Source organism: Pedobacter sp. HDW13, from assembly GCF_011303555.1.
In the GTDB taxonomy this organism is placed as follows: Bacteria; Bacteroidota; Bacteroidia; order Sphingobacteriales; family Sphingobacteriaceae; genus Pedobacter.
Window position 1 is genome coordinate 1,458,983 of sequence record NZ_CP049868.1, and the last position, 20,311, is coordinate 1,479,293.

Sequence of the window (20,311 nt, forward strand, 5' to 3'; positions counted from 1 at the left end):
TATGGCTACCCTTAATGGCAATAACCATGTGATGCAATAACGCTGCAAATTTTACCTTTTAAACCATGATTGAAGTACCTAAGGCTCCCGTAAAACTGACAACTTACCCAAAAGAAATACAATTTATATCCAGCTGGCGCAAATACCAGCAACGCATACTCGATCATTTAGACGAACATATTGCCGACAGGCATTTGCATATCATAGCCCCACCCGGATCAGGAAAAACTATTTTGGGACTCGAAGTAGCCATCAGGTTAAACAAACCAACCTTAATTCTTGCGCCTACCATTGCTATCCGCAACCAATGGATACAACGTTTCTGTGAACTTTTTCTCCAGGTAAACACCATTCCAGACTGGATTTCGAACGACATCAGAAACCCTAAATTTATGACTGTAGTAACCTACCAGGGATTGCATGCAGCCTGCAACAATCTACAGGAGGACGATAGCGAAACTGAAGAGGAAGAAAATATTTCCCAAACCATAAAATCTTCTAATCCCAATCTGGATAATATTGTAAACAATTTAAAATTACAGCGGGTAAAAACTATTGTAGTTGATGAAGCCCATCACTTAAAAAATGAATGGTGGCAAAACCTAACACAAGTAAAAGAGAAGCTGAAACCGGTTATTGTCGGCCTAACAGCAACACCTCCGTATGATGTTAGCCCAAACGAATGGCAACGTTACATAGCATTTAACGGATCGGTTGATGCTGAAATATCGGTACCTGAACTTATTATAGAAGGCGATTTATGCCCTCATCAGGACTACGTTTATTTCACCTTCCCAACCGCAGCTGAAAACGAAAAAATAAGCGCATTCAGAGCGCACATTGAGCAACTCTTTCTGGAGCTCAAAACGGATAAGGTATTAATAAACGCAATTGAAAATCATCCGGTATGGATAAATCCTACTGAACACCTGGAATGGATTTACACCAACTTAGCCTGTTATTCGGCCTGCTTAATTTTTCTTCACGCCAATAACAGGGAAGTAAACCAGCTGCATATTGAAGTAATCGGCGATCAAAAACTGAAAATCCCAACGTTAGATTATAATTGGATGGAAACCCTTCTTGATTTCTATTTATATCAGGAGAAAATACATTTTAAACTTTTTGATGAGCACCGCAAACAGCTGGAAACCAAACTTAAACGTTGTGGAGCCATGGAGAAAAGACAAATCAACTTTAGCAACAATAAAGTGGTAAGCCATTCGCTCACTTCGAGCTTAAGCAAGTTAAACGGTATTGCTGCCATTGTTGATTTTGAATTTAATCAACTGGGGCATGATTTAAGAATGGTTATCTTATCCGATTATATCCGCAAAGAATTTTACCCGAATACCTCAGAGAATAAACTCGAACTGACCAAAATCGGCGTAATTCCAATTTTTGAAAAACTGCGCCGTCAAAATACCATGGGCAGAAAAATTGGAGTGCTTACAGGGTCGATGGTCATTATTCCGGCTTCTGCCTGCCATGTATTTGAAGAAAAGGCCCGGGAACGCGGTATTGCACAAATCAGTTCTACTCCTGTAGCTTTCGATCCAAACTATCACATTATTTATCAGACTGAGCAAATCAAAAATGATTTGATTTATATTGTAACCGAAATTTTTCAGCAAGGGGAAATTGAAATTTTAATCGGAACCAAATCTTTACTGGGCGAAGGCTGGGATGCGCCAGCTATCAATGCTTTAATACTTGCCAGTTTTGTCGGCTCTTTTGTTTCTTCTAATCAAATGCGTGGCAGAGCCATAAGAACACAGCATGGTAATACCGGTAAAACGGGTAATATCTGGCATCTGGCTACAATCGACCCCACATCTGTAACAGGTGGCAATGATTTTGACTTGTTAAAGAGGCGTTTCAGAAGCTTTGTAGGTATCTCGTTTAAAAAGGAGCCTGGAATTGAAAATGGTATAGACCGTTTAAATTTACCAGAAAACATTATTGAGGAGGCAGAAGCTTTAAAAAAGAACAGCGAAATGTTTGCTTTTGCCGCAGATCGCGTAAGCCTGAAACAGCGATGGCAAGCCGCACTCAGCGAGGGCACAAATTTGGTTGAGGAAATTAAAATTCCTTTCCGCGAAGAGCAGCCTTACCAAGAAGTTAAAGCCATGTACCTCAAGAAAACAATTGCAAATTTGCTGGCAACACTTGGTTCGGGGCTACTGGGTTTTGGTTTCGAAAGCCTCGAAATCCTCGCCCAAAGCGGGAGACATATCAAATCGACAGATCAACTCTATTTCATCCTCGGGATTATCGGCACATTCGGAATACTCATTTTCGGCAGGCTAACCTTCAAAACCTTAAGGCTTTATTTAAAATACCGGGATATTTCAAAAGATATCCAACAAATTGGAGAAGCATTGTTAGCTGGCTTATTAAAAACCGGAATTATCCAAACCGATATTTCGAAAATATATGTTCAAAGCACAGTAGATGAACATGGAGCCATTTTTTGCCATTTGGAAGGTGCATCAACCTTTGAAAAATCGACTTTTATAAACGCACTGCAAGAAATAATTGCGCCAATCGATAATCCACGTTATGTGATCATCAGGAAAAACATATTTATGCTTTTTGCAAAACAAAAAGATTACCATGCCGTACCAGAACTGATTGCAAGAAATAAAAACCTGGCCGAATACTTTAAGCAACAATGGGAGAAACACGTAGGTTCTTGCGATCTGATATTTACCAGAACGCTGGAAGGCCGAAAAATGCTTTTAAAATCAAGAATAAAATCTTTATCAGCACAGTTCCAAAACAAGGTAGAACATGTAAATAAATGGAGATAATGATTAATGAATTATTTATTCTCCTAAAATAGAGCCAATGATGCCCTCCATCGTCATCGTTTGTAACGACCGGAAAGAGCGATTTTATCGCAGGTTTCTCTATTTCGATTACTTATTTAATGGAGAGACCCTGAAATAAATTCAAGGTGACGATTGAAAAAGGGTTCAACCCTGGATTTTCACCGCCATGCATAAGCACCCAGCCTTCGGACCTCCGACTCCCGACTTCGGACTAAGTTCACTCTGTTAACTTCTTCTTAATCCCTTCAGTTAGCTTTTTAATTTGCATGTATCCTGCCAAAGAGCTATTTCTTTTATCGAAACTGATGCTCAACGAACCTTTTTGTGCTTTCAGATTAAACTTATCGCTGCCGTTTAAATTAACAAACAAATCGATATGCTGATCTAGTGGAAGTTCATTATCCAGGGCACTATCGAGGTATTTCTCCAGCTTAGCTGTTTTATTTTCGGCGTATTTGGCTTCAAACTTAAAGTTAGTGTCATTATCCGTGGTACTAAGGGATAAGTGACCACCGCTATTGCGACAGCCAAAGGTTAAAGCAGCAAATAAGATTGCGATGAGATGTAGTTTATATTTCATAGTTGTATCGGTATTTGGTTAATTGTTGAAATTGGTTAATTGTAGTGCGCGTGTTTTTCATACCCCTGCCCCTTCAAAGGGGGACAAGATCCCGGATAATAAGTTCCCGATTATCGACTCAAGACTGGTGACTCAGGACTCCAAGCTCTGAACTCCAAACTTCCCTACTCTCCTGCCCGGCCTTTAATATCATCCGTAGCGGTATTTCTCGATCGGGCAGATTTTACATTCTGGTTTCCGAAGTTATAACTGATACTGAAATTGGCCCTACGACTGGTGTAGCGGTTCACCACTTGCATGTTAATGTTCTGGTAAACCAACTTACCTTCCCAATGGTTGGTGAGCAGGATATCATCCATGTTTAAGCGCAGTTTCAGCTTTTTATCCATTAATGTTTTTTGTATCCCTGCATTTAGAGCGCCTTGATAAATGGTAGTTTGCTCTACTCCGCTTACCCTTGGCGAGTTAAGCCAGGCGCTAATTTCGAGACTAAAATTCTGTGGCAGTGTAAAAGAGTTGGAAGTATATAAGTTTACTGCAGCTTTGCCGGCGCTGAAGGCTGCACCTTCGATATTACCATCATTAAACTTGCTGTAATAAACACTTATATTGTTTTGTATGTTCCACCATTTGGCTACCTTAACCGGCACATACAAATCGGCCGAATAGTTTTGTGAGCGGCCCAGGTTCTGACGAATTACGCTAATTACCCGGGTAGCATCATCTTGCTTACTAATTTGCGTAATCATATCGCGGGTATCCGAATAGTTTAAAGAGAACGAAATCTCTTTGTAACTGTAGCTAATCTGGTAGCTATTGGTAAACTGTGGTTTCAGGTAAGGGTTTCCCTGATCAACCGCTAGTGGATCCATATAAAAAACAAAAGGGTTTAGCTGCTGGTAATTTGGCCGGTCTACCCTACGCCCGTAAGAATACCTGATATTGTGGTTTTCGCTAATCTTTTGGTTTACAAATACCGTTGGAAATAAAGAGAGGTAATTGCGTTCAACCGATTTATTATCGGTAACCGAGGTACCGTTAGAGTGGGTATGCTCGGCCCGTAAACCCAGCTGCATTTGCCACAATTTCCACTCTTTAGAGAAACTGCCATAAACCGCATTAATATTTTCTTTGTACACAAAGTTGTTCGATTTGCCCAGGTCGTTCTGCCATATCCCGCAATCAGCTGCTCTGAAATGAAGTCGTTATTGGTGATTACATAACTACTTTTTAAGCCTGTTTCTAACTTCGTAGTTTTAGAAAGTGGCAAAGTAAAATCTGTTTTGGCTGCATATACTTTAATTTCAGCATCGGTATTGTTGCGTAAGCTGGTTTGGTTGGTTGGGTTGCCGCCTGAATTTAAGTAATTGGCTAAAAAATTCTCGTCCTTTTTATTGCTGAAGCCCGAAAAATCGATGTCGAAAGTTAAGCTCTTACCTTTCTTATCAAAATCGTGCTTAATGTTAAAGTTAGCGGTTAAGTTGCCCACGGGCGAGCTCGAATTGGCATCCTGTAAAATATAACTCTGACTGGCAGCACCGTTTTGCATAGCATTAATATCGGTATTGCTAAAATTGGTCAGCTTTGTGTTTACAGTATTGGCATCGAGCATTACACCAAATACTGTTTTTTCTGAAGCATAATAATCGGCCCCTATTTTCCCCTGAAAACCAACGCCCTTATTTTTACGGTCGAAATTCTGGGTTAAAGCACTTGCCAATCCGTTTGATAAGGTAGTACGGGTTAAAAAGGTGTTGTTAAACTGCGCTTTCCGTGCTACTGCACCATTACCAAAAATATTCCATTTACCTTGCCTGTGGTTTAAATTCAGGTTTACACCGGCACGGAACAAATCGCTGGGCGAATCGGGCATAATACCCTGCCCGGTATTAAAAGAAACCGTTCCATTGGTGCCATAGGCCTTATTTCTTTTTAGCCTAATGTTAATAATACCCGCATTTCCGGCCGCGTCGTACTTAGCCGAAGGGTTGGTAATCAGTTCTATCGTACCAATCTGGTCGCTGCTCATGTTGCTCAACAAGGTGGTAATATCAGCCCCCGAAAGGAAATTGGTTTTGCCATCAATCATCACCACTACACCGCTCTTGTTGTTCAGTTTAATCTGGTCGCTGTTCCGGTCGATTTGTACACCCTGTGCTTTTTCTAAAACTTCTAAAGCCGTACTTCCGGTAGCGGTAAGGCTATTTTCTACATTTAAAACTGTTTTATCGATTTGGTGCTCAATAAATGGCTTACGCCCCTGCACACTTACCTCTTTAAGTTGTTTGCTTACACTTTCCATCGCAATGGCCGGTAATTGTAAATCTTCTTTAAGCAAAAAACGATCTGTTTTTTTGTTTTTAAAACCCACAATTGATATTGATAACAGGTATTCGCCCTCCTTTAGCCCGGCAATCCTAAATTCACCGTCAATATTAGTCGATACACTTTTTGCCAAAGCGGTATCCGGATATTTCAGCACCCGAACCACAGCAAACGACACCGGAACGGTCTTTTCATCAACAACCTTACCTGAAACTGTATTTAATTTTTGGGCAAAAGAAACCCCACATGCCAGCAGGCATGCAATTAGCGTAAATAATGTTTTCATGGTTTTTTCTTTTTAGGTATGTTCGTCATTTCGATGCGATAGCTATCGTATCGAAATGACGAACTCTTTAAGTAATGTAACTATTGTTCTGTTTCGATACCCAACTGTTCTTTAACTTCCTTCATCCTGTTCGATACAGAATCCTGGTAAATGGTATCTGTAGTCCTATCCTTGAGCTGTAATTTTAAATCATGTAATTCTTCTTCCAGTTTTTGCTTTTTAATTGCTTCTTCTTTTAATTCAGCAACGCATTTCAAACCATCATCGGTCATTACCCAAACACTATAATTGTTATGGTCGTTTTCGGTATTGTTACAGCCCCAGGTCCAATAATTGTTAATGTAGCGGTACGAATCTTCTTTCAAAATTAACCTGGTACCTACAGGCACTTCGAGTATTAACCGTACTTCCTGGTTGCGCCAAATGGTTCCTTTTCTCAATTGAAACCTCGGACTAAAAACTAAGGCAGAATCTTTCAACTCGTAAGCATAACTGATGTTCTGGGCATTCTGCAATGCGTTAGAAAAGGTTTTGCCTTGCGATTCATATTTCTGTGTTAAGCGCGAAACACCAGTTTCGCTCTTGTTGATTTCGATACGAATGTGATTTGGCGAAACAAATGGCCCGTCTTCTAAATCTTCAACTACAACCTGGTGCCTGTTATTGGCATCAAGGTGGTAAGCAATGCTATCTTCTTTACTAAAATACTTGCTTTTATCAATATCGATTACATAGGCACCATAGGTTTTCAAATCAACGGTCTGTGTTAATTCTGCATGCTGTTTAAATTCTGATGATATTTTTGCGGCCTGGTACCCTGTAATCGCCACGCCTACCAACCAGATAATTAACAAGGCAAAAGAAAGTGTTTTATTAATAGCCTGTTTGTTAAAGGCCACCCTGATAGAGAAAAGCACCAAAGCTAAAATCGGAATAAACAACACAATAAAAGCACCAAATAAAATTATCCCACGGTTGCCGTCATTTACAATCGAGAATGGGAAATATTCATAAATGCTCGAATCCCAAAAGCCCTGAAAAGCGGCAGTGGTAACAATTAGCGTTAGCAGTAAAAAAGCACCGAAAACCACAATAAAACCTGCAATTACTTTAAAAATCACTTTGCCGGTGCCCGATATAAAACGGCCAAGCCACTCAAAAAACTCACCGATAAAAATACCTAAGCGGGCAAATAAGGGTTGTGCATGTTTGTTAACTTCGCTTAAACGCTCCTTAACCGCCTGCAGCTCTTCATCCAGGTTCTTTTGAAAACCCTGCAGGTTGGCCGGCTCACCTTTCATCTCCATTCTTTCAATGCGCGATTTCGCCTTCGGCATAATAATCCAAAGCAACGCATACACCAACAATCCCGTACCACCCAGAAAAACCGTTAAAATTGTTGCTAACCTAATCCATTTTGCATCGGCATTAACATAATGTGCAATACCGGCACATACCCCTGCAATAACCCGCTCATCCATATCGCGGTATAATTTCTTCTCTGCATACTGATATTCATAAGCACTTTGCGCAACAGGTTCTTCGTCGCCTTCGGCCGTGTTATCAAAATCCTGTACCCTGCCCATCTGTGCAATAACCGAATTTACATTGGCTGCATCAACAACCTGCTTTTTCTGCTCTTCCAGTTGCTCGGTTAACAGTTCGGCAATGCGGTTTTCAATATCTGTTACAATTTCCAGATCGTCGGCATGGTTGGCGAAATACTGCTTCACTTCGTTCAAATACGCCTTTAAGAGTTCGTAGGCACTTTCTTCAATGTGAATAATCGTGTTCCCTATATTTATGATGATGGTCTTTTCCATTTCCTTGTTACTAATGATTATGAATTGGCTCCTTGTTGCGAAACACCTACAGCATAAGCCAGCTCCTGCCAGGTTTGATCTAATTGCGATAAAATGCCTTTGCCTACTTCGGTTAGGGTATAATATTTACGGGGCGGGCCTGAGGTAGATTCTACCCAGTTGTAGCTTAACAAACCATTGTTTTTAAGCCTGGTTAATAATGGATATAATGTGCCCTCAACCACCAATAGTTTTGCCGACCTTAATTCAGCAATAATATCAGAGGCATAAATCTCGCCTCTCGAGATGATTGATAAAACACAGTATTCCAGAATTCCCTTCCGCATTTGTGTTTGCGTATTTTCTGCTATCATAATACAAAGATATATGTTTTATAAACTACCATGCAATACATAGTACTAAATAAAACCTAAACATACTCACAAATATCTGATTATTAGAAAATTAATTTTTAATAAAATTTTTGAGATTCAAGAAAAAATCTGAAAAAGATGTAGATTTAGATTATTTTTAGCAAAGCAAGACCAGTAATTCTTCGGTTTCAACAGTCCTGCTATTGCCCATAGTCCCGATTTTTTTTGAAGAAAAAAGCCGGAAGCTATATGCCGCCATCGGGTTTAGTTTGCAGGTCCGGTTGGGCTTGGGTTACAGGTTAGTTAACCAATTTAAACAGTTTGAATAGTTAAACTATATAAATACTATAGAATTAATATATTTTAATAATTTTGCAGCGTCTTAACTTATTTTCATGAAAAAGTCTATTGCCAGCATTGTTGCTGAAGCAAACCAAAGCGGCGAAGGCACGCTTAAAAGAACATTGGGTCCTGTTAACCTCATTTTAATCGGTGTGGGTTTAACCCTCGGTGCCGGTTTATTTTCCATTACCGGTTTAGCGGCCGCCAACCACTCAGGTCCAGCAGTTACCTTATCGTTCGTAATTGCAGCATTAGGTTGTGGTTTTGCGGCGTTGTGTTATGCTGAGTTCGCCTCTATGATTCCCGTTGCGGGCAGTGCTTATACCTACTCTTATGCCACCATGGGTGAGCTTTTTGCCTGGATTATTGGTTGGGATCTGGTGCTCGAATACTCAGTTGGCTGTGCTACCGTGGCCATTAGCTGGTCGCAGTATTTAACCAAATTCTTAGCCAGCTTACATATTTACCTGCCCGCACAGCTCACCCTATCGCCGTTCGAAACAGCTAAACTGGCTGATGGTTCTACCGTAAACGGCATTATTAATATTCCGGCCGCCCTGGTAGTAGTACTTATGACAGCTATCCTCATTCGTGGTACGAAAGGATCGGCTATTGTGAATGGTATTATTGTGTTTTTAAAGGTGGGCGTTGTACTGGTCTTCATTGCACTGGGCTGGCATTATATCGATCCTGCTAATTATCATCCGTACATCCCTCAAAATACCGGCACTTTTGGTCAGTTTGGCTGGAGTGGTGTATTGCGGGGTGCAGGACTGGTGTTTTTCGTATTCATCGGTTTCGATGCTGTAGCTGCTTCAGCTCAGGAAACCAAAAACCCAGCCCGCGATTTACCCATCGGTATTATTGGTTCTCTGGTAGTATGTACTGTTTTATTTGGTTTGTTTGGCCACGTGATGACAGGTTTGGCCAATTATAAAGAATTTGCCAACAGTGGTGCACCTGTAGCCATCGCTATCGAAAAAACACCTTATGCCTGGCTGAGTCAAGCTATTATTTTAGCCATTTTAATTGGCTATACCTCCGTAATCCTGATCGATTTAATGGCGCAATCGCGCATGTTTTATTCTATCAGTAAAGATGGACTGCTCCCCAAAATGTTTTCGGATGTACATACCAAATTTAAAACGCCTTATAAGTCCAACATCATTCTTTGCGTATTTATCGGGTTGTTTGCTGCATTTGTACCCATGAACGTGGTTGGCGAGATGACCAGTATTGGTACGCTATTGGCTTTTCTGATGGTGTGCGTAGGCATACTAATCTTGCGAAAAACCAATCCCGATGCTAAGCGTCCTTTCAAAGTTCCATTGGTTCCGCTAATTCCTATTCTGGGTATATTAACCTGTATTGCTATGATGGTATTTTTACCATGGGAAACCTGGTTAAGACTGGCAGTTTGGTTAATTATTGGATTGGCCATTTACTTTTGGTACGGTAAAAAGAACAGCAAACTGAGGGCAGGCAATGATGAAGTTTCGCCACTTTAGCATCAGCATTTGGGTTCTTAATAAATTCATTATCATATACACGATGCGATTAAGCTGTTTGGTTTTCTGTACAGCTTAATCGCAATATTTTAGTACCATTTCCAATGTGCTTGCGTAAACTGTAAATCGTTGAACATAAACTGCGTAAGTTATTCACAATTCCACATTTTTTAGTTTTTTTGGCTTGGGTTTTGTCTTAAGGTATTTAACCTATAAAACTCAATCTCATGCTCATTAAACTACACACCCCCATATTCAGGTTTTCCAGGCATAAAAGCGAAACCATAAAAAAAACTCCTGTACAGCTTACTAGGGCGCAATGGATTACCGCCGATAGAATTGTAATTGCTGTAATGTTTATTGCCACCATTTTAGGTGCAATTTTATTCTAAATTTCAGATGGACAATCAAAAATCTTCTGAAATCATTTCTTTATTCAGCATTACTGCAGCCATAGTGCCTGTTGCTGTTATTACCGACAACGACCTGAACATGGTTGTGCAATCTCCTGCTGCATAAACTCCTTTTGCAGTAGTTTGCTGCTGCTCATTAACCTTTATCGTATTCAATTCTGTTAGTTCAAAATTTAGCTGCTGATCAAAATCTACCTGCTGTTTTACATCTGCCCTTGCATACACTGCTTTTAGTGCCAATTTTTCTCCATTAGCAAATACTACCTGCTGCAAATCACCATTTGTATGCTCAAATTCAACAATTTCATCTTCTACAATCTGAATTGACTTAGCTTTTAGCTTTTCTGTTTGCTCGGCTGTTAACTCCGATTTACCATTGGTAAGCAGGGTTAAATCCTTATTCCATAAATGGAGGTTTTTAGCCATATCAAAGGCGTGCTCTCCATTCATCATTAATCCAATCTTTTCTCCCTTCACTTCGTAACCATGACAGTAAGGGCAATGGATTACCGAGATAGCCCAGCATTCGGCTAAACCTTTAATATCTGGCAATACGTCTTTTAAGCCTGTTGCAATAATCAATTTTCTAGCCGAAAAACTTTCGCCACTCTCCTGCCCAACTGTAAATCCATTAGTTATTTGGCTGGCGGACGATGCTTTACCTGCCAAAAATTTTACCGTCGGATATTTCAATACCTCAGCTTTGGCCTGGGCCGCAATCTCGGCCGGTTTATCGCCATCGTGTGTTAAAAAATTGTGCGAATGTGGGGTTTGCCGGTTACAGGGCTCGCCACTATCGATAATTAATACCGTTCTTGTTGCCCGGGCTAAAGTAAGCCCGGCAGATAAACCGGCATAACTACCGCCAATTATAATTACATCAAAATCCATATCTATTTCTTTGAAACAAAAATCAGCAAAGACTTTATTAAATGCAATAAAGTTGCACTAAACAAGTGTCATTTTTTAAATACCGTGGCCTTAATGAAGCTTCCGTAGTAAAAACGCACTTCCTTCACTTCATAATCTTTACTTAAAAAATAAGGCTGCATATCAATCAGGCTACTGGCTTCTACAATGCGCAGCAGTTTAAAAAACCTATACATCAATTTAAGCAACAGCAATTTCCACCATTTACCATTGTTTTTGTTCAGCGCAAAATCAACTAAAAACCATATCCCGTTTTTCTTCAAACATCCATCTAACAATTCAAATACCTTTCCGGCCCTTTCCATCGAAAAATTATCGAACAGAAATGGAGTAAGCACCACATCAAATTGTGTTTCGGTTGTAAATGTTTCTATGCCCTGGTTTAAAAATACTACTTCGGTGCCGCCATAATTTCTGGCTTTCGAAAGCGCAATCATTTTAGCTGAAATTTCTACATAAACTATTTTTAGCCCGTCGGGGTACACTTTTGCCAGTTCTTCTAAAATCCAACCTGTTCCACCACCTACAATCAGCACATTACTATTTTTTTGGATATAATGCAGTTGATTGACCTGTGCATTTACCTGTGCCTTAAAAAACACCAAACGGCTTAAGGTATCGTAATGTCTGGCTATTCTATCGTAGTTGTTATTCATGTTGGTTAATTGTTTAAATTGTACAAATCGGTTAATCCTATTTACTAAAAATTAACCCGTTAACCGATTACAACAGTCAACCATCTACCTTACAAATTGCATCCCTATTATTCCGCAAAGCGCTTTAAACAAAATTAGTCCATCAATTACCATTAAATAATAAAGTATGTTTTTTCGGCGGTGCATAGAATAGGCCACATAAATGGTCAATATAAACGGTAGCACATTACAGAAAACCAATGGCCAGGCAAAACCTTTATAACTGGCAAATATACCCAGAGATATTAAACCGATAATTAACAGGGGGATCAGGATATTGAAAATAGTTCTTCTTAGTCCATAGCGCACTACAAAAGTCCTTAAATGCCTGTTCGCGTCGGTTGGGTAATCTTTAATATCGAAAATGATGGCATTTACGGTACAAAACATCCAGTTTTTAATAAATAGCCAGGTCCATAATATAGAATCGTGGTAACCTATCCCCGTTTCGATTTTGAGCATGATAAGCGGCAGTACATTGGCACAGCATGCCCATACAAAGCCAATAACAAAAGCCTTTAACCAGCCGGTATTGCGCAGGTTAAATTTCAAAAACGACCGTGGTAACAAGCCATAATACAATCCTCCGGCAGTTACAATAATCAGTATCGCTATCCAGTAGCTTAGTGGCAAGGCCAAAAAGTGATTTAAATTCTGATAAATGAGGTTTACAGCCAGCAACATACAGCTGATAAAAAGTACTGCCTGACTGTAATTAATAAACCGTTTATGCTTAAAATACCACTGGTTACGCGGATTGGTTGTAGATGGCTTTGTAGACACCTTATTATAGGCATAAGTATAATAAATTGTTGGTGCCAGGAAAAGCAGGAGATAATAATTTAACGAGTTAAAAGGCACCCTCAGCTGTACAGTAGCTTCGATGGTTAAGGCAACAGCCAGAATACCAACAAAGTAGTTTCCGAAAAATATGAACCTAATTATTTTACCGAGCATTGCAGCTGTTCTTTATCCGGCCAATTTCGGATATATAATTGAATAAGGTAAATAATTGGGTTAAAATATAACGGATTAGGTTGATGTGTTGCGGCCTTATGCAAATCTCGTTCTCAAATACCGTCTCGAAGTCTCGTCATTTCGAGCGAAGTACAACGCAGCCGAGAAATCTTTTATAGATCTCTCCCCGCCTGTACGGAGAGGCATTCTACTGTGCTTCATCCGATACCAATCAGATCGAGATGACGTTTACCTGGAAAAATCCACAAAAAAAGCCTTCCAGTTATACTGAAAGGCTTTGGTGGGAAATGAGGGGTTCGAACCCCCGACCCCCTCGGTGTAAACGAGGTGCTCTGAACCAGCTGAGCTAATTTCCCTGGTGAGTATTGCAATTAAAAATCTTTTCAACTCCTTGAAAAGATTGGTGGGAAATGAGGGGTTCGAACCCCCGACCCCCTCGGTGTAAACGAGGTGCTCTGAACCAGCTGAGCTAATTTCCCTTTTGTATTTTGTCAATTTAATGCCCCGCTCTCCGTTTGGGAATGCAAATATAGCGCTATAAAACTGTTCTGCAAATCTTTTTTTCTTTTTTTTCAGCTAAGCAAAGTTTCGAGGATTTTATGCGACTGAACAGCGCCAAACGACGCCGTATGTAAGGTATAGAAAACCAATATCTTATCTAACAAAAACCTGCGTTGGCTATTGGCTAATTTTATTTCAGAATTTTTTTCGAGCGGGGTATTAAAAAGCGTAATAAACTGTAAAGCATCGTCTAGTTGCAGGTAATTGGCATGAATGGGCACCCGCGAAAAGAACTCTCCCTCCTGCAAATCGAAGTAAATCTGGTCAGTTCTTCTTTTTTCGTTTGGTGCAAAACCTAAAAAACGGGTCAGCTTTAGCAAAAACGACAGGTGAAAATTCGGACTGATTTCTTCTACCTCATCAAACCAGGCCACCGAATTGAAAATATAATCAAACAGATCTTCATCTGCCGATTGTTGCCTGATGCTCTTATACAATACTTCGTTAAGGAAAATAACGATACTAGTTTTCACCATATCGTAAGGAATGCTCTTAAAAACCGGCGTTTGTCGCACTTCCGATACCCGTTGCATATTGGTATTGGCTTTGTGATACACCACCATATCGAGCAAATGGAGCGACTGGAGCATGTTCATCTTAATCTTCGCCTTTGGCTTTTTAACGCCATTTATCAGGTAAGACTGCATGCCAAATTTATCGGTAAGTACCTGCACAATCACACTACTTTCGCTGTAATTGGTAGTCTTTAAAACAATCCCTCTAACTTTATGCAACATGCGTTTAAAACATTTTTTTCAAAAGTATGTTATTTGTGCAAATTTAATTGTGCAAAAAGTAATCACGTTTTACAAATAAGATTAGTTTTGCCGTTAATATTATCATTAAAAAAAGCTGCACATGTGGGTTAAGCTATCGAGATTTATTCTTCAGAACCGTATCGCAATCATCGTATTTTTTGTTCTCGGAACCATTTTCATGGCCTATCAGGCCAAAAACGTAAAACTCTCTTACACAGGAAGTAAAATATTACCCGTAACCGACAGTGCATTTATTAAATACAATGCCTTCAAAAAAACCTTTGGCGAGGATGGGAGTGTGATGGTTGTGGGGATACAATCGCCCGACATTTTTAAAAAAGATGTTTACAACCGATGGGTAGAACTTTCCAACAGCATCCAGAAATTAAAAGGGATTAAGCAGGTATTATCCTCAGGTAGGATTTTTCAGCTGGAGAAAGATACCGTAAATCAAAAGTTTGTTTTAAAACCAATACCGGGTGGTTTGGTTAAAACCGATATGGAGATGGATTCGATCAAAAATACCATCTACAACAATCCTTTTTTCGAAGGTTTGGTTTATAACCGCCAGAATGCCACTTTAATGGCCATTACTTTCGATACCAAAATATTAAATACCGCCGCGAGAAACCCGATTTTAAAAGAAATTGAGGCTAAAGCAAAAGCTTTCCAAAGCAAAACCAAAATACAGGTACATATTTCGGGATTACCTTACATCCGTACTGCGGTGAGTAAACTGGTAAGCAACGAATTTGTGCTGTTTTTAGGATTATCGATTTTAGTTTCCGCCCTAATTTTACTATTTTTCTTCAAGAAATTTTATGCCGTTTTCTTCCCGATTTTAGTAGTGGTAATGGGGGTAATCTGGAGCATTGGCACGTTGGTGCTATTCGGTCACGAACTAACTATTTTAACCGGACTTATACCGCCACTTATTGTAATTATTGGTATTCCGAACAGTATTTTATTGTTAAACAAGTACCAGAACGAGCTTAGAAAACACGGTGATAAACAATTGGCATTAAGCACTACCATCGAGCGGATTGCAATTACCACCTTAATTGCCAACATTACCGCAGCTATTGGTTTCGGAGTATTGTACTTTACCGGCAGTGAGTTATTGATGCAATTTGGTAGTGTGGCCTCTATTAACGTAATGGTTACCTGGTTAATGTGCCTGTGCTTAATCCCGATTATTTTCAGTTACCTGCCTGCGCCAAAACTGAAAGCACAAAACCATGTTGAAGAAGGATTTTTGCATAAATTACTGGTTAAAACAGATCTGCTGGTACAGCAAAAAAGCAGCTTAATTTATATCGGAACCATTGTCATTTCGATTATTGCATTTATAGGTGTAATGAAAATCAATGTTAATGGTTACGTAGTTGACGATTTACCCAAAAACTCAGAGATTTTAACCGATTTAAAATTCTTTGAGAAAAACTTTGAAGGGATTTTACCTTTAGAAGTTAGCATAGATACCAAGAAAAAGAATGGTGTTTTCAACTTAACCAACCTGAAAAGAATAGAAAAGCTGGAAAAAATGATTTCTGCTTATCCGGAGTTTTCGCGTTCTATTTCGGTAAACATGGGCTTGAAATACGCTACACAAGCCTTTTATAATAACGATTCTACATTTTTCCGTTTGCCTGATAACCTGGAGAAGAACTTCATTCTGGCTTATATTGCTAACGGAGGCAAGGGCAATTCCAGCTTGTTAACCAATTTCATCAGCAAAGGCAACCAAAGCACCAGGATTAGCTTTCAGATGGCCGACGTAGGTTCTAAACGCCTGGATGCGATTATGGCCGAGCTGAAACCGCGCATTGATAGCATTTTACCTCCGGCAAAATTCGATGTAGAACTTACAGGTTCAAGCATTATCTTTTCTAAAGGTACCGATTATATGTTGAGGCATTTGGTAGAAAGTATCGCCCTTGCCATAGTGTTAATCTCACTGTTGAGGCTGGCCCAGTTTAAGAGTTTGGGGATCATGTTTATTTCATTGTTGCCTAATATTGTGCCTTTAATTATTACGGCAGGTATTATGGGTTATTTTGGTATTTCGTTAAAACCTTCTACCATTTTAATTTTCACCATTGCCTTTGGCTTAGCTTCCGATCAAACCATTTATTTTCTTACCCGTTACCAGCAAGAATTAAACCTGACCAATTTCAGCGTACCTAAAGTAATTACCGATACGATTACCGAAACAGGTGTAAGTATGACTCATATTGCTTTAATCTTATTCTTTGGCTTCGGGATCTTCACTGCTTCTACCTTCGGTGGAACGGTAGTATTAGGCCTACTCTTATCGATCACTTTATTGGTAGCCTTAATTTTTAACCTCACTTTACTACCTGCTCTGGTATTATGGTTAGATAAAAAGAAAATTAGAAAACTGGTTTCTGACGAAGAAAGCGCGAAGAACGCGAGTGAGTTTGATCATTAATTAATATAGGTTTGGGTTTAAACCCAAACCTATATTTACAAAACCACCAGCCCAACATTCCAGCCAATCCAACCGGTATATCGTTGATTGCTAAAAGAAAAATCCTGGTGTTTCTGCTGTAATAAACCAAAATTGCCGGTTGCATTATTTTGTCTGGTGTAATACACATTTATCGACGGACCGCCTTGTATAGCCAGCCATTTATTTAGCCTGATATTTAATGGCAATTCGAATTTATTTAGCAAGTTTAAGTAATCCCAGCTGCCCTGGTAGACATATTGGCTACTGATTTCTGGATTTAAAGAAAGCTTACTGAAAAGTCTCATTTCTTTTCCAAAGCCCAAACCTGCAGTATATATTTTCTCTCCAGCTTTACTGTTCATTCCGAACATCAACATATTGTACAGGCGTTTGCTGCCACCTTTATAAGCCACATTGTAGGTAGTGCTTTCGTTAGTAGCCAGGCTAAATTTATGATAACCGTTTAAGGCAATATTGATCAAACCTATTGAATAACCATCGTTCTGTGCTGAAATATTTATAATCCCCAGTTGTGCACCTTTTAATTTGCCTGCATAATTAATCACCCCGGTTTGCAATCCCCTGGCTGTATTTGCGGCGTAATTACCCAATACAGCAACATTCACCCCTTCTGATTGTTGGTTTAAATTGGCAATGCCTGCAACCTGCATCCCGCTCGATTTGCCATTAACCAGATTAGCACCTACTCCTATCTGAAGACCTTCTTGTTTTTCTGCAACCAGGTTTAACGCTCCAACCTGAAAACCACTTAACCTTTTGCCAATAGCATTTAACCCAACGGACACCTGCATCCCGCTAAAATCCTGACGAACCCGATTGTAAATGCCACCAACCTGTAGACCTTCAAAACTTTTACCAACCGCATTAAAGCCCAATGCAATTTGCGCTGCCTTAACCTCACCAATTACCTGATTAAAAAGACCACCAATCTGAGCTCCCCGAACATTGCCCCCAACCAGATTGAAGGCACCGGCAAACTGAAAATATTGCACATTGCTTTTATCAATATTGAAAATTAAACCAATTTCTCCGCCATCAACACCGGCACTGTAAGCACCAATGGCATTGAAAGAAAACTTGTTTACCACCTGCCCGCTTAACGAGCCGTGAGAATTTAAGCCGGGAAGTAAAGCAAACTGAAATGGTGCTTTAGAAATAAAACCGCCAATATTAATCGACTGGATTTTTTGTCCGGTTGTAACCAGCGCATTGCCCAGCCATGTTTTTTCTACCTGATCCAGATTACCGCTAATAAAACGCTCGCTGACCTGATCTTTTTTGTGAATTACATTAACCTCGGCCAAAAAATGGGTAACAGTCGATTTATAATTTTCTTTGCTAACGGTTAAAGATATGGGCTGGGTAATGTTTTTTAATCGCATCGAAAAATACCCGTTACCATCTGAAATTTCGGAAACCAGCAGGTTCTTTTCATAAATACTGGCGTCGGCTATTGGTTTTTGCAATTGCTTATCTACAATTTGCCCGGTAATGGTATATAAATCGGCGTTGCCTACCGATTCGTTAACCAGTAAAACCAGCTCCAAAGGTGCATACCTGATGATGATAAAATTTCCAGACTGCCGGTATTCGAAACGATGGTTTAAGATTTTATCGAGCGCCTCTGAAATATTTAAACTATTATCATGAATACTAACCAAACTATCTGTTGGCAATATATTACTGTTGTAAGAAAAGTGGAACGCTCCCTGCTCTTCAATCATGCTCAGTACCTTACCCAGTTTTTGCTTTTCAATGTTGAGTGAAATATTCCTGGCTAAAAGCGATTGTGCCTGGCTCGAAAAACTGAAAAACAGCAACAAAAAACAAATCAGCTTTATTATCCGCATTGCCTATTTCAGTTTAATGATTCCCTGACCATATTCGACATTAATTTTTAAAGTTTGGGCCACTACGTCTAAAATTTCGTTTAACTTTTCGTTTTTAAAGGTGGTGCTAATCGGCAATGTTTTAATAGCTGGATTAACAATTATGATATTGGCTTTGAACTTTTCGTTAAGCACCGGTACCAGTTCGCCAAGAGGTGTACCATTACAAATCAACTCGCCCGTGTAATAATAATTGTAGAGTTTACCCTGGCTTTCGCGTTTAAATAATTTGGTTTGATTTTGGGTAACTTCTACCTTCTCACCAGCGGTTAAACGTACACTGTCTTGTTGATTGTTTACTTTCACCACACCACTTTCTACAATCACCACCGTTTGTTTATTGCTGCTTTTTATGTTAAACGCGGTACCTACAACCGTTACCCGAACCTGGTTAACATCAATAATAAAAGGCTTTGCTTTATTGGCACTCACTTTAAAAAAGGCCTCGCCTCTAAGCTTTACCTGCCGGGTTTTATTGAAAAAACCACCCACAAACGACAAAGCGGATTGCTTGTTCAGGATCACTGTAGAGCCATCGGGCAATACCTGGGTTAAAGTTGTGGCACTGCTTGCCACTTCAATTTTATTCGCCACCAAATTTTTATAAGCAAAAAGGCCTGCAGTAAAAACAATAGCAAGAACAGCTACCCAAGGCAAAAAAGTCTTATAACCCCAAATTTTGGTTTTAGCCTCTCTTTCTAAACGAAGGTTTAACCGCGCTAAAGCATCCTGCTCGTTAATTCCTGAATCAGTATGTAACTTACTTTTCTCCAGGATTGTCTTGAAATCGGTTAATTGTTTAAGGTTTTCGGGAGCCGATTTAGCCCAACGTTCTACCTGCTCGCTTTCGGGCACAGTAGCCTCACCAAGCAGGTATTTTGCCAGTAAATCTTCATTTATAGGTGTAGAATTTATATCCATAAGCTTATTTTAAAAGAATAAAAATGAGGATCAGGAAATCGGCAACGCGGTGGCGTAAAATTTTTAAGGCCTTGCCCATTTGGTTTTCTACAGTTTTAACTGAAATGTTAAGCGCAGCGGCTATTTCCTGATATTTCATCTGATCGAACCTGCTCAGCTGAAATACATTGCGGCATTTCTCGGGCAGATCATTAATTGCCGAATGGATATTTTTCTCCAGTTCGGTGACTGCAATTTCTGTATTTAAATTTCCCATCTCGTTTTTTACAGCATTGGCATAATGTACATTGAAATTCGATCTCACTTTCTGATGTTTGAGGTAGTTTAAACTCTCATTGTGTACAGCCCGATACAGAAACGATTTTAAAAAGCCATCTGCTTTAAGTTGTTCGCGACGGGCCCAGATACGTACGAACACATTCTGAACAATCTCTTCGGCATCATCGCGTTCTTTAACTATTGTAAAAGCATAAGCATGCAGATTTTTGAAATGCATTAAAAACACTTCGTCGAAGGCCTGCTTATTACCGCTTTTAATTAAACCGAGAAGATGAGTACCGTTACTTTCCATAAAATTAAACCTGCAGGGTTTTAAAAAAACTTACAGGTTTCTGATCTAAA

The 20,311-nt window shown here is 39.6% G+C and carries 14 protein-coding genes, 2 tRNA genes and 1 pseudogene; 4 read left to right on the top strand and 13 right to left on the bottom strand.

Annotated features, from left to right (window positions below):
• Nucleotides 1-65 precede the first annotated feature (65 nt).
• Nucleotides 66-2,813 (top strand): DEAD/DEAH box helicase family protein, encoded by a 2,748-nt coding sequence (locus tag G7074_RS06055; RefSeq protein ID WP_240916474.1) that lies wholly within the window; start codon nt 66-68, stop codon nt 2,811-2,813.
• 238 nt (nt 2,814-3,051) lie between these two features.
• On the opposite strand, the gene G7074_RS06060 is transcribed toward G7074_RS06055, so the two are convergent.
• The 4 genes and pseudogenes from G7074_RS06060 to G7074_RS06080 form a co-directional block, all read right to left on the bottom strand.
• Nucleotides 3,052-3,414, bottom strand: a complete 363-nt coding sequence (locus G7074_RS06060) for a hypothetical protein (protein WP_124561636.1) — start codon at nt 3,412-3,414, stop codon at nt 3,052-3,054.
• Between the two features lie 164 nt (nt 3,415-3,578).
• Nucleotides 3,579-6,025 (bottom strand): annotated as a pseudogene (locus tag G7074_RS27840) (outer membrane beta-barrel protein).
• An 80-nt stretch (nt 6,026-6,105) separates the two neighbouring features.
• On the bottom strand, nt 6,106-7,848 hold the full coding sequence (locus G7074_RS06075) for a PspC domain-containing protein (RefSeq protein WP_166207425.1): 1,743 nt from the start codon (nt 7,846-7,848) through the stop codon (nt 6,106-6,108).
• Nucleotides 7,849-7,865: 17 nt separating this feature from the next.
• Entirely contained in the window at nt 7,866-8,201 is a 336-nt protein-coding gene (locus tag G7074_RS06080; RefSeq protein WP_124561633.1) for a PadR family transcriptional regulator, read from the bottom strand.
• Nucleotides 8,202-8,596: 395 nt separating this feature from the next.
• Between G7074_RS06080 and G7074_RS06085 the strand changes: the two genes are divergently transcribed.
• The gene (locus G7074_RS06085) at nt 8,597-10,051 is read left to right on the top strand and encodes an amino acid permease (RefSeq protein WP_124561632.1); all 1,455 of its coding nucleotides are present in this window, start codon (nt 8,597-8,599) and stop codon (nt 10,049-10,051) included.
• A gap of 227 nt (nt 10,052-10,278) precedes the next feature.
• On the top strand, nt 10,279-10,443 hold the full coding sequence (locus G7074_RS06090; protein WP_158674090.1) for a hypothetical protein: 165 nt from the start codon (nt 10,279-10,281) through the stop codon (nt 10,441-10,443).
• A gap of 15 nt (nt 10,444-10,458) precedes the next feature.
• Here G7074_RS06090 and G7074_RS06095 read toward each other — a convergent pair whose 3' ends face one another.
• The 6 genes from G7074_RS06095 to recO all read right to left on the bottom strand — a co-directional run bounded on the left by G7074_RS06095 (nt 10,459) and on the right by recO (nt 14,365).
• Nucleotides 10,459-11,355, bottom strand: a complete 897-nt coding sequence (locus tag G7074_RS06095; protein WP_124561631.1) for an NAD(P)/FAD-dependent oxidoreductase — start codon at nt 11,353-11,355, stop codon at nt 10,459-10,461.
• A gap of 68 nt (nt 11,356-11,423) precedes the next feature.
• Nucleotides 11,424-12,050 (bottom strand): class I SAM-dependent methyltransferase, encoded by a 627-nt coding sequence (locus G7074_RS06100; protein WP_166207428.1) that lies wholly within the window; start codon nt 12,048-12,050, stop codon nt 11,424-11,426.
• 84 nt (nt 12,051-12,134) lie between these two features.
• Complete coding sequence (locus tag G7074_RS06105) at nt 12,135-13,046, bottom strand: UbiA family prenyltransferase (RefSeq protein ID WP_124561629.1); 912 nt, start codon at nt 13,044-13,046, stop codon at nt 12,135-12,137.
• A gap of 299 nt (nt 13,047-13,345) precedes the next feature.
• Nucleotides 13,346-13,423 (bottom strand) — tRNA-Val (locus G7074_RS06110).
• A 45-nt stretch (nt 13,424-13,468) separates the two neighbouring features.
• A tRNA-Val gene (locus G7074_RS06115) sits at nt 13,469-13,546 on the bottom strand.
• Between the two features lie 93 nt (nt 13,547-13,639).
• Nucleotides 13,640-14,365: a DNA repair protein RecO gene (recO, locus tag G7074_RS06120; RefSeq protein ID WP_166207431.1), complete on the bottom strand. Its 726-nt coding sequence runs from the start codon at nt 14,363-14,365 to the stop codon at nt 13,640-13,642.
• A gap of 121 nt (nt 14,366-14,486) precedes the next feature.
• Here recO and G7074_RS06125 point away from each other — a divergent pair, with 121 nt between their 5' ends.
• Complete coding sequence (locus G7074_RS06125; protein ID WP_240916476.1) at nt 14,487-16,838, top strand: RND family transporter; 2,352 nt, start codon at nt 14,487-14,489, stop codon at nt 16,836-16,838.
• Nucleotides 16,839-16,873: 35 nt separating this feature from the next.
• On the opposite strand, the gene G7074_RS06130 is transcribed toward G7074_RS06125, so the two are convergent.
• From G7074_RS06130 to G7074_RS06140, 3 genes are read right to left on the bottom strand one after another with little or no spacing between them, the layout of a single operon-like run.
• Nucleotides 16,874-18,730: an STN and carboxypeptidase regulatory-like domain-containing protein gene (locus tag G7074_RS06130; RefSeq protein ID WP_166207434.1), complete on the bottom strand. Its 1,857-nt coding sequence runs from the start codon at nt 18,728-18,730 to the stop codon at nt 16,874-16,876.
• 3 nt (nt 18,731-18,733) lie between these two features.
• A complete protein-coding gene (locus G7074_RS06135) occupies nt 18,734-19,690 on the bottom strand; it encodes a FecR family protein (protein WP_166207437.1) in 957 nt (318 codons plus the stop codon).
• Nucleotides 19,691-19,694: 4 nt separating this feature from the next.
• Nucleotides 19,695-20,261, bottom strand: a complete 567-nt coding sequence (locus G7074_RS06140) for an RNA polymerase sigma-70 factor (RefSeq protein WP_124560454.1) — start codon at nt 20,259-20,261, stop codon at nt 19,695-19,697.
• Between the last annotated feature and the right edge of the window lie 50 nt (nt 20,262-20,311).